Genomic DNA, 9,887 nt, shown 5'->3' on the forward strand with positions numbered 1-9,887 from the left:
GGGACCGCGGCCGGCGAGGGGCCGGCACGCGGGGGCGGCCGGTCGGGCTCCGGGGGGAGGACCGACCGGCCGTCACCCGATGGCGGAAGGCTCCCGACGGACCAGCAGGTCGGCCAGCGTGGTCCGGTCGACCACCACGGCGATCGCGCCGTGCACCGCGAGCCAGACGTCGCGCAGCCCCGTCGCCACCCCGTGGTAGCCGGCGTCCTCCGCCGGCAGGCCCCGCACGGTCGCCAGCGAGCCGCCGACGGCGCGCAGCACGTCCCCGACGCTGATCTCCCCGGCGGGCCGGGTCAGCGCGTACCCGCCCTCGGTGCCGCGTTGGCTGTGCAGCAGCCCGGCCCGGCGCAGGTCCAGCAGGATGCCCTGGAGGAAGCTGAGCGGGATGCCCTGACTCTCCGCCAGGGCCGCCGCCTTCACCAACTCGCCGCCAACCGCCGGCCCGCCGGCGCCGCCGGTCGAGGCGGCGACGGCGAGCATCGCCCGGAGCGCGTAGTCGCTGCGCGCGGAGACGTACACGTCACTGACCGGCCTGGTCCAGCACGCCCCAGCGGCGCCGGATCGCCTTGTCCGCCGCGCCGAAGGCCGCGTCGACGAGCAGGCCGACGACCAGGATCACGATCATCGTGGCGAGCAGCCAGGGCGAGTCCGCCAGCTCCCGGGCGTAGGTGAGCTGCGCGCCGAGCGAGGTCTGCGAGATGCCGACCACCAGCAGCTCACCGGCCATCAGGCTGCGCCAGGAGAAGGCCCAGCCCTGCTTCAGGCCGGCCACGATCGCCGGCAGCGCGGCCGGTGCGATGACGTACCGGTAGAGGTTGAGTCCCCGGGCGCCGAGGTTGCGGCCGGCGCGCAGCAGCAGCGGCGGCACGTAGTCGACGCCGCTGATCACCCCGTTGGCGATGGACGGCGCGGCCCCGAGCACCACCACGAAGAAGATCGCCTTCTCGCTCAGCTCGAACAGCAGGATCGCCAGCGGGAACCAGGCGATGGAGGGCATGGTCTGCAGGGCGGTGATCATCGAGCCGATGGCCGCCCGGAGCACCCGGGACCGGGCCACCGCGAGGCCGACCAGCAGGCCCACCGCGACCGAGAAGACGTACCCGACGGCGGCCCGGCGCAGCGTGATCGCGATGCCCTCCCACAGCTGGGCGCCGCTCGCCTGCCGGATCAGCTCCTCGCCCACGACCACCGGCCCCGGCAGCGACCACGGCGGCTTCCAGCCGCTCCAGACCACCACCTGCCAGATGCCGATGGCCAGGGCCAGCGCGGCGAGCTTCGGCCAGGTGGCCGCCCAGAGCCGGGCGCCCCGCGAGACCTCCTTCTCCCGACCGGCGATCTCCAGCGCGTCCAGCCCGGAGATCTCCGCGTCGGTACGCGGCGCCCCGGTGCGGGTGTCACCGGCCATGACGGCCCACCTCGGTACGAAGTCGGTCGGTGACCTCGGCGGCGATCGCGGCGACCTCCGGGGAGTCGATGCGCCGGGGTCGGGGCACGTCCACCTCGGTCGACCAGATGATCCGGCCGGGTCGGCTGCTGAGCAGGATGATCCGGTCGGCGAGCCGGGCCGCTCGCGGACGTTGTGGGTCACGAAGAGCACCGACAGCTTCCGCTCGGACCAGATCCGTTCCAGCTCGTCGTGCAGGATGTCCCGGGTCATCGCGTCCAGCGCGCCGAACGGCTCGTCCATCAGCAGGACCGGGGTGTCCAGGGCCAGGGTGCGGGCCAGCGCGACCCGCTGGCGCATCCCGCCGGAGAGCTCGTGCGGGCGCTTGCGGCCGAACTCGGCCAGGTGGACGGTGCGCAGCAGCTCCGCCACCCGCTCGCGCCGCTCGGCCCGGGGCAGCCCACGCAGCTTCAGCGGCACCTCCACGTTGGCCTCGACGGTCAGCCACGGAAAGAGCGCCGGCTCCTGGAACATCAGCCCCGGGCTCGCGTCGCCGGCCAGCGCGATCCGCCCACCGCTGGTCCGGTCCAGGCCGGCCACCAGGTTGAGCAGCGTGCTCTTGCCGCAGCCGGAGGCGCCGACCAGGCAGACGAACTCGCCGGGCGCGACGTCGAGGCTCACCCCGTCGAGGGCGAGGACGGCGTTCGTCCCGCGCCCGTACACCTTGGTCACGCCGGAGAGCGCGACCGCGGTGGTCGCGCTCCCCGGCGCCGTCGTGGTCGACGTCATGGCTGGGCGACCTCGGTCTTGCCCTGCGTCTTGAGCACCTCGTTGAGGTACGTCAGGTCGTACAGGCCGTCGAGGCTGACCGGCTGGGTGAGTTCCACCGCGACCGCGTGGTCGAGCCCGGTCTTCAGCGAGGCGGCGATGGGGTCGTTGGTGAACTCCAGCGTGGGCCAGGCCTGCTTGATCAGCTTGACGTCCAGCGGCTTGCCGGTGATCTTGCCGATGTGGTCGGAGATGGCCTGCTGGGACTCGTCCGGCTTGGTGTTGACGAACTCGTTCGCGGCGACCTGCCCCTCGACCAGCTTCCTCACCACGTCGGGGTGGGCCTTGAGGAACCTGGTGCTGACGATCAGGTTGGTGATGACGAACTTCTTGTCCGGCCAGAGGTCGCGCTCGTCGACGAGCACCTTGCCGCCCGCGTTGACCAGCCGGGAGACGAACGGCTCGGGCACCCACGCGCCGTCGATCGCGCCGCTGCCGAAGGTCTCCACCGTCTGCGCGTTCTCCTGGGGCACCACCGTGACGTCGCCGCCGCCCTCCTTGGTGGTCTTCAGGCCCTTCTCCTTGAGCCAGTAGCGCAGCGCCACGTCCTGGGTGTTGCCGAGCTGGGGAGTGGCGATCTTCTTGCCGCGGAGCTGCTCGACCGAGGTGATCTCCGGCTTGACCACCAGGGCCACGCCGCCGGAGGCGCGCCGGAGATCACCCGGACCGCCTCGCCCTTGGACTTGGAGAAGCGTTCACGGTCGGGTTCGGACCGATGTACGTCGCGTCGAGCGCGCCGGAGAAGACGCCTCGATGGCGGCGGGGCCGGCGTTGAAGGTCTTGGTCTCCAGCCTGACGTCGGTGCCGAGCTTCTGGGTGAAGATGCCCTTCTCCACGCCGACCACGGCCGGGGCGTGGGTGATGTTGGGGAAGTAGCCCAGCCGCAGGGTGACCGGGCGGCGCCGCCGGCCTCGCTGTCGTCGCCGCACGCCGCCGTGGTCCCCGCCGTCGCCACGCCGATGACGGCGAGGGTGGCGAGGGAGACCAACCGACGGAAGGGGAGCCGTCTCATCGTCCATCCAATCCGCAGTATTCCTACTTGATTGGTAGGAAGAGTGGGGCAGCGGTCGGCCGGCGTCAAGACCGATCCACGATCCGGGACGGCCCGCCCGGGAAATCTCGGTAATTCCCACCTGTTCGCTGCGGTTGTCGGCGTCGGTCGGCCGACCGCGGTTCCGCCGTCCGACGGCGCACCACCCTCCGCGCCGGAGCACCCGCCGGTGCCGGCCGCTGCGCGAAGGTCGCCGGTGCCGTGGGTGCCGACGCGCTAGGGTCGATCTCGTGCCGACGCGCAGAATCAGAATCCCCGCGACGAAATATCCGGTCGAGCGGTACACCCTCGACAACGGCCTGCGGGTGGTCCTCACCCCCGATCGCAGCGCCCCGGTCATCGGGGTCGCGGTCGTCTACGACGTCGGCATCCGGTCCGAGCCCGAGGGGCGTACCGGCTTCGCCCACCTCTTCGAGCACCTGATGTTCCAGGGCTCGGAGAACCTGGAGAAGCTGGCCCACTTCCGGCACGTACAGGGCGCCGGCGGCACCTTCAACGGCTCCACCCACCTGGACTACACCGACTACTTCGAGACGCTGCCGAGCAACGCCCTGGAACGGGCGCTGTTCCTGGAGGCCGACCGGATGCGCGGCCCCCGGCTGACCGAGGAGAACCTGCGCAACCAGGTCGACGTGGTCAAGGAGGAGATCCGGGTCAACGTGCTGAACCGGCCGTACGGCGGCTTCCCGTGGCTGACCCTGCCGCCGGTCATGTTCGACACCTTCCCCAACGCGCACGACGGCTACGGCTCCTTCGTCGACCTGGAGTCGGCCACCGTCGCCGACGCCGCCGACTTCTTCCGCCGCTACTACGCCAGCGGCAACGCGGTGCTGGCGGTCAGCGGGGACATCGACGTCGCCGAGGCGACGGCCCTGATCGAGCGGCACTTCTCCGACGTGCCGGCCCGACCCGCGCCGCGGCGGCCCGACTTCACCGAGCCGGACCTGACCGTCGAGCGGCGCAGCACGTACACCGACACGCTGGCGCCGCTGCCGGCGGTCGCCGGGGCCTGGCGGGTGCCCGACCCGATCGACGACTTCGCCGGCTACCTGCCCTACGTGGTGCTGGCCGAGGTGCTCACCGACGGCGACGCCTCCCGGCTGGTCGAGCGGCTGGTCCAGCGGGACCGGACGGTCACCGGCCTCGGCGGCTACCTCGGCTTCATGGGCGACCCGTTCGACGTCCGCGACCCCACCGCGCTGCTGCTCCAGGCGCACCTGCCACCCGGCGGGGACGTGGACAAGGTGCTGCGCACCATCGACGAGGAACTGGATCGACTGGCCACCGACGGGCTGACCGAGGGCGAGCTGGCGCGTACCCAGGCCAGGATGGCCACCCACCTGCTGCGGGACACCGACGCGGTGCTGGGCCGGGCGCTGCGGATGGCCGTGCTGGAACAGCAGCGCGGCGAGCCGGGCCTGCTCAACGAGCTGCCCCGGCTGGTCGGCGAGGTCACCGAGGAGCAGGTCCGGGCCGCCGCCGCCACCCTGCGGCCGGAGCGCCGCGCGGCCGTCGAGGTCATTCCCGGAGGTGCCCGGTGAGTGCGAGGAGTGAGCCGGTGTTGCGAGCCCCGCAGTCGCGAACGAAGGAGGCCCGATGAGCGCGACGACCGCCCCCGCCACGCCGCGCGCGCTGCCGCCGCTCGGCCCCACCCGCAAGCTCAAGGTGCCGAAGCAGGGCGAGCGGCGGCTCGCCAACGGGCTCACCGTGATCGCGGTACGCCGCCCCGCCGTGCCCCTGGTCGAGCTGCGGCTGTGGATGCCGTTCGGCCGTACCCACCTGGCCCGCGGCGCGGTGCTCTCGCAGACCATCCTCTCCGGCACGCAGACCCACACCGCCACCCAGATCGCCGCCGAGTTGCAGAAGGTCGGCGGCGGGCTGTCGGCCGGCATCGACCCGGACCGGCTCATGCTCTCCGGGGCCGCCCTGGTCACCGGCCTGGACCGGATGCTGGAGCTGGCGGCCGACGTGCTGACCGACGCGACGTACCCGGCCGACTGGGTCGGCACCGAGCGGGACCGGCTGATCGACCGGATCCAGGTGGCGCAGAGCCAGCCGGCGCACCTGGCCCGGACGGCCCTGCTCAAGCGGATCTACGGCAACCACCCGTACGCGGTGCAGACCCCGGAGCCCGAGCAGGTCCGCGCGGTGAAGCCACCGGCGCTGCGCAAGCTGCACGCCGAGCGGGTGCACCCGGCCGAGGCGGTGCTGGTGCTGGTCGGCGACGTGCGGCCAGAGCGGGCGCTGGACGCCGCCGAGCAGGCGCTGAGCGGCTGGCGCGGCGACACCCGGGGCGTCGACCTGCCGCCGACCCCGCCGCTGGAGCCCGGTCCGCTGCTGCTGGTCGACCGCCCCGGCTCGGTGCAGTCCTCGCTGCGCATCGCGCTGCCGGCGGTGCCGCGCACCCACCCGGACCACGCCGCGCTGCAACTGGCCAACCTGGTCTTCGGCGGCTACTTCTCCTCCCGCTGGGTGGAGAACATCCGCGAGGACAAGGGCTACACGTACGGGCCGCACTCGTCGGTCGAGCACTCGGTCGCCGGCTCGGTGCTGGTCGCCGCCGCCGAGGTGGCCACCGAGGTGACCGGCCCGGCGCTGCTGGAGACGACGTACGAGCTGGGCCGGCTCGCCTCGCTGCCGCCGAAGCCGGACGAGCTGGAGCAGGCCCGCCAGTACGCCCTCGGCACCCTCCAGCTCGGCATGTCCACGCAGGCCGGTCTCGCCTCGCTGACCAGCGCGTACGCCGGCAACGGGCTGCGGCTGGACTTCCTGGCCGAGCACGCCGCCCGGCTGGCCAAGGCGACCCCCGAGGACGTCGCGGAGGTCGCGGCCCGCTACCTCGCCCCGGCGAAGGCGGTCACCGTGGTGCTGGGCGACGCCGACCGGATCGAGGGACAGTTGGCCGCGCTCACCCCGGTACGCCGGGAGTCGGCGTGAGCGGCGAGCCCGCCCCGCCGCTGGCCCGCACCACCCTGGACCGGGCGGCGCACCGGCGTACCGACCGGGACTGGCTGGCGCAGGCCTGGCAGCGGTCCCGGGTGCTGGTGCTCGACTCGTCGCGGGAGGGGATGGCGCTGGTCCGTACCGATGCCAACCCGCCGGCGCTGGTGCTGCGCGAGCCGGCCGAGCTGGACGGGATCGCCGACGCCGCGCCGCTCTTCCTCGGCCTGGAGCCGGACGGGGCGCCGGTCTTCGCGGTGGACGCGCCGCTGCCCGACCTGCCCGGCACCCGGGCGGTGCACCTGCGGGACATCGGGCACCTGCTCAGCGACCGGGACGCGGGCATCTTCACCACCGCGTTGGCGCTGGTCAACTGGCACCTCGGGCACGGCTGGTCGCCGCGGACGGGGCACCGGACGGAGATCGACGAGGGCGGCTGGTCCCGGGTGGACGCGCAGGGCCACCGGGCCTGGCCGCGGACCGACCCGGCGATGATCGTGCTGGTGCACGACGGGGTGGACGGCCCGGACGGGCGCTGCCTGCTCGGCAACAACGCGACCTGGCCACGCACGGCGGGGGAGCGCCGCTTCTCCTGCCTGGCCGGCTACGTCGAGCCGGGGGAGTCGGCCGAGGCGGCCGTGCTGCGCGAGGTGCACGAGGAGGTCGGGGTCGCGGTCGAGCGGATCGAGTACGCGGGCAGCCAGGCCTGGCCGTTCCCCGGTTCGCTGATGCTCGGCTTCCTGGCCGAGGCGGACCCGAAGGTGCCGGTCCGGGTCGACCGACCGAGATCGCGTACGCCCGCTGGTTCACCCGCCGGGAGGTCGGTGCGGTGCTGGCCGGCCGGACGGTGGATGCCGGCGACGGGGACCGGGTGATCCTGCCGCCGCCCTCCTCGATCGCCCTCTTCCTCATCCACCGCTGGCTGGACGGGCACTGCTGACCGGCTGACGGCCCGGGCACCGGGCCTGGACGCGGTCCCGGCCCGGGACCGTCGTTGCCGCGACGATCCCGGGCCGGGAACACGGACCGTCGTGGCGGATGAGGCGAGGAACACGGCGGGGGAGCCGGTCCGACCACGGCGGACGTCGGTGGTTCTCAGGTGCCGCTGGCCTCCCACCACTCCTGGTAGACGACGCCGGGCTCGTCGAGTGGGAGCACCTTGACCCGTTGCCGGCCGGACCGGACGGCGCCGACGGTGGACAGCGCGCGGGCGAGCAGCAGCGCGGCGTCGCGGTCCTCGGCGTGCACGATCTGGCGGCGCGGTTCGGGCGCGGTCGTCTCGTCCCGCAGCAGGCCACCACCGGCCCAGGCGGCGGCGATGTCGTTGTCGGCGGCGGTGCGGATGTCGGTACGAACGATCAGGAAACGCATGGCTGTCTCCGGATGGACCGCGACGGGGCGAGCACGCTGTGGAAGTTCCACGTCACTCTTTCGTCATGTTACGCCCGCGCGCCGTCCCAGCAAGTGAAACGCGGCTATCCGTCCGGTCTCGTCCGATCATCTGATGCCTGGTCAGGACGTTCGCGTCGGCGGAGACGACGAGGGGCCGCCGGCGGTGCGCCGACGGCCCCTCGCTGCGTCACCGGATCAGTTCAGATCGAACTGCCCGTTCTTCGCGCCGCCGACGAAGCCGAGCCAGCCGGCCCGGTTGAACAGCAGTACGGGCCCGCTCGGGTCCTTGCTGTCGCGCAGCGCGACCACGGCCGGGCCGGCTCCCAGCGGCGCCACCTCCACGCAGTTCGAGGTCTGGCTGCGGGTGCTCTTGCGCCACGGGGCGTCGGCGAGCTGCCGGGCGGAGACGGTGTTGCGGATGTCGTTCATGGTTCTGCTCCTGCTCCTGGAACTCCGATGGGGACGAGTGACCCGCCCGGCCCCGACGGAGTCCGGTGTGGATCACCGATCCGTCAGGCGCCCGGAGTGTCGCCGGCGCTGGACCGGCGCCGCTGCCGACCCGTGGGCCGACGTGGACGGGGCTGCCGAGTCGGTCAGCCGCCCCGTCGCCTCGAAGAGCCAGGAGAGGGTGTCCGATGCGGAGAGCGCCGCCGAGCACAGCCACTCGAAGGCCACTTTATAGCGATTTACCGGGTTTGCCTCGTGTGACATGACGTCGATGAAGCCGCCTTCGATCGCCAGGGTCTCCGGATCCTGAGGATCGGCGAACCGGTAGAGCGAGAAGGCGGTCGGTGGCAGGTAGAAATCGCCGATCACCGTGTCGCGTTGCAGCAGGTGCAGCGTGACGTTGGGAAGGATGGCCAGCTCACAGAGCTTCACCAGCTGCTCGTGCAGCACCTCCGGCGGCCCGGCCCGGCGGCCCAGCGCGGCCTCCTCCAGCACCGCCGTGTAGCGCGGGCCGTCGACCCGGTCCAGCAGCGACTGGCGGGCGAGCCGGGCGCGTACCTCAGTCTCCGGGTCCTCGCCGGCCTCGGGGTCGCCGGTCGCGCTGGCGCCTGGTCGGCGGAGACGATTCGCAGCCGGGCGTAGCCGGGGGTCTGGAGCAGCCCCGGCACCAGCACCGGGTTGTACTCGCGGATCTCCGCGCAGCCAGCCTCGATCTCCGCCCAGCCGAGCTGCTGCTGCGTCATCACCGGGTACGACTTGCGCCAACCGCGCATGTCGCCGGCCTCGTGGGTGATCCCGATCAGGTCGTCGCGCAGCTCCGGCTCGGCGCCGTAGAGGTCCAGCAGGAGGCGTACGTCGTCCGGGTCCGGGCGGCTGCGCCCGTTCTCCAGCCGGGACAGCTTGGACGCCGACGCCCAGCCGATCCGCTCGATGACCTGGTCGCCGGTGAGTCCCGCCGCCTCGCGCAGGCGGCGCAGTTCGGTGCCGAGCCTGCGTCGTCGCAGGATCGGGCTGGGTACGGCAGGAGGCACGGTGTCCTCTTTCGCCTCGACCGCCGCGGACGCGACGGTAACTGTATGAAATTCGCCCCCCACGGTCAGTATGGACGGCGCGACCGGTGCCGGAGGGTCCGGCGAGGGCGTGTCACGAGACAAAAAGAGGACTGTGGAAGGTGTCGGCCGTCCGGGCGACGATGACCGGGCCGGCCGCACCTCCCCCTGACGCGCCGACCGGCGCCATCCCCGCGGAGGGAACCCTCATGCGCACCGTCCTGCGCCGCCCCGACTTCCGACTGCTCTTCGGCGCGCTGCTGGCCAGCATGGCCGCCGAGTCGATCCTGCTGCTCGCGCTCGCCATCTGGGTCAAGGATCTGACCTCCTCCGACGGGCTCGCCGGCGCCACCATCTTCGCGATCATCGCCCCGATGACGCTGGCGCCGCTGGTCGGCTGGGTGGTCGACCGCTACCGCCGGCGGCCGTTCTTCGTCGCCGCCAACCTGGGCACCGCCATGCTGCTCACGCCGCTCTTCGCGGTCCGGGACCGCGCCGATGTCTGGATCATCTACGTGGTGGCCGCGCTGTACGGCTTGTCGTATCTCACGCTCAGCGCGACGCTCAGCGGCCTGATCCGGCAGTTGGTGCCGAGCGAGCTGCTCGCCGACGCGAACGGGGCGCTGCAGACCGTGCGGCAGGGGCTGCGGCTCGGCGGCCCGCTGGCCGGGGCGGCCCTCTACGCCGCCGTCGGTGGCTGGCTGCTCACCGACCCTGGCGATGGTCGGGTTCGTCACCGCCGCCGCCGTGGTCGGGCTGCTCCGGGTGGCCGAGACCGAACCGGCGGCGGCCACCC

General features: G+C 73.0%; 8 protein-coding genes and 4 pseudogenes. 4 read left to right on the forward strand and 8 right to left on the reverse strand.

The window, feature by feature from the left end:
• Positions 1-72: 72 nt before the first annotated feature.
• The 4 genes and pseudogenes from JNW89_RS17775 to JNW89_RS38850 form a co-directional block, all read right to left on the reverse strand.
• Positions 73-519: an Rrf2 family transcriptional regulator gene (locus JNW89_RS17775; RefSeq protein ID WP_238449769.1), complete on the reverse strand. Its 447-nt coding sequence runs from the start codon at positions 517-519 to the stop codon at positions 73-75.
• 1 nt (position 520) lies between these two features.
• Positions 521-1,405, reverse strand: a complete 885-nt coding sequence (locus JNW89_RS37325; RefSeq protein WP_305070518.1) for an ABC transporter permease — start codon at positions 1,403-1,405, stop codon at positions 521-523.
• Positions 1,395-2,173: pseudogene (locus tag JNW89_RS37330) on the reverse strand (ABC transporter ATP-binding protein). Before JNW89_RS37330 ends, JNW89_RS37325 begins: the two are co-directional and overlap by 11 nt.
• Positions 2,170-3,224 (reverse strand): annotated as a pseudogene (locus JNW89_RS38850) (ABC transporter substrate-binding protein). The pseudogenes JNW89_RS37330 and JNW89_RS38850 overlap by 4 nt, the downstream one beginning before the upstream one ends.
• A gap of 269 nt (positions 3,225-3,493) precedes the next feature.
• Between JNW89_RS38850 and JNW89_RS17795 the strand changes: the two are divergent.
• The 3 genes and pseudogenes from JNW89_RS17795 (at position 3,494) to nudC (ending at position 7,143) form a co-directional block, all read left to right on the forward strand.
• Positions 3,494-4,804 carry a pitrilysin family protein gene (locus JNW89_RS17795; RefSeq protein WP_238449773.1) on the forward strand — a complete coding sequence of 437 codons (1,311 nt, stop codon included), beginning with the start codon at positions 3,494-3,496 and terminating at the stop codon, positions 4,802-4,804.
• Positions 4,805-4,859: 55 nt separating this feature from the next.
• Positions 4,860-6,200 (forward strand): pitrilysin family protein, encoded by a 1,341-nt coding sequence (locus JNW89_RS17800; RefSeq protein ID WP_238449774.1) that lies wholly within the window; start codon positions 4,860-4,862, stop codon positions 6,198-6,200.
• Positions 6,197-7,143: pseudogene (gene nudC / locus JNW89_RS17805) on the forward strand (NAD(+) diphosphatase). Before JNW89_RS17800 ends, nudC begins: the two are co-directional and overlap by 4 nt.
• A 155-nt stretch (positions 7,144-7,298) precedes the next feature.
• On the opposite strand, the gene JNW89_RS17810 reads toward nudC, so the two are convergent.
• The 4 genes from JNW89_RS17810 to JNW89_RS17825 form a co-directional block, all read right to left on the reverse strand.
• A complete protein-coding gene (locus JNW89_RS17810) occupies positions 7,299-7,574 on the reverse strand; it encodes a hypothetical protein (RefSeq protein ID WP_238449775.1) in 276 nt (91 codons plus the stop codon).
• Between the two features lie 216 nt (positions 7,575-7,790).
• A complete protein-coding gene (locus tag JNW89_RS17815; protein ID WP_154942146.1) occupies positions 7,791-8,024 on the reverse strand; it encodes a DUF397 domain-containing protein in 234 nt (77 codons plus the stop codon).
• A 72-nt stretch (positions 8,025-8,096) separates the two neighbouring features.
• Complete coding sequence (locus tag JNW89_RS17820) at positions 8,097-8,492, reverse strand: Scr1 family TA system antitoxin-like transcriptional regulator (RefSeq protein WP_375155113.1); 396 nt, start codon at positions 8,490-8,492, stop codon at positions 8,097-8,099.
• On the reverse strand, positions 8,471-9,073 hold the full coding sequence (locus tag JNW89_RS17825; RefSeq protein WP_238449776.1) for a Scr1 family TA system antitoxin-like transcriptional regulator: 603 nt from the start codon (positions 9,071-9,073) through the stop codon (positions 8,471-8,473). The genes JNW89_RS17820 and JNW89_RS17825 overlap by 22 nt, the downstream gene beginning before the upstream one ends.
• 227 nt (positions 9,074-9,300) lie before the next feature.
• Between JNW89_RS17825 and JNW89_RS17830 the strand changes: the two are divergent.
• Positions 9,301-9,887 (forward strand): annotated as a pseudogene (locus JNW89_RS17830) (MFS transporter); the annotation flags it as partial.

Source organism: Micromonospora sp. 4G55, from assembly GCF_016803375.1.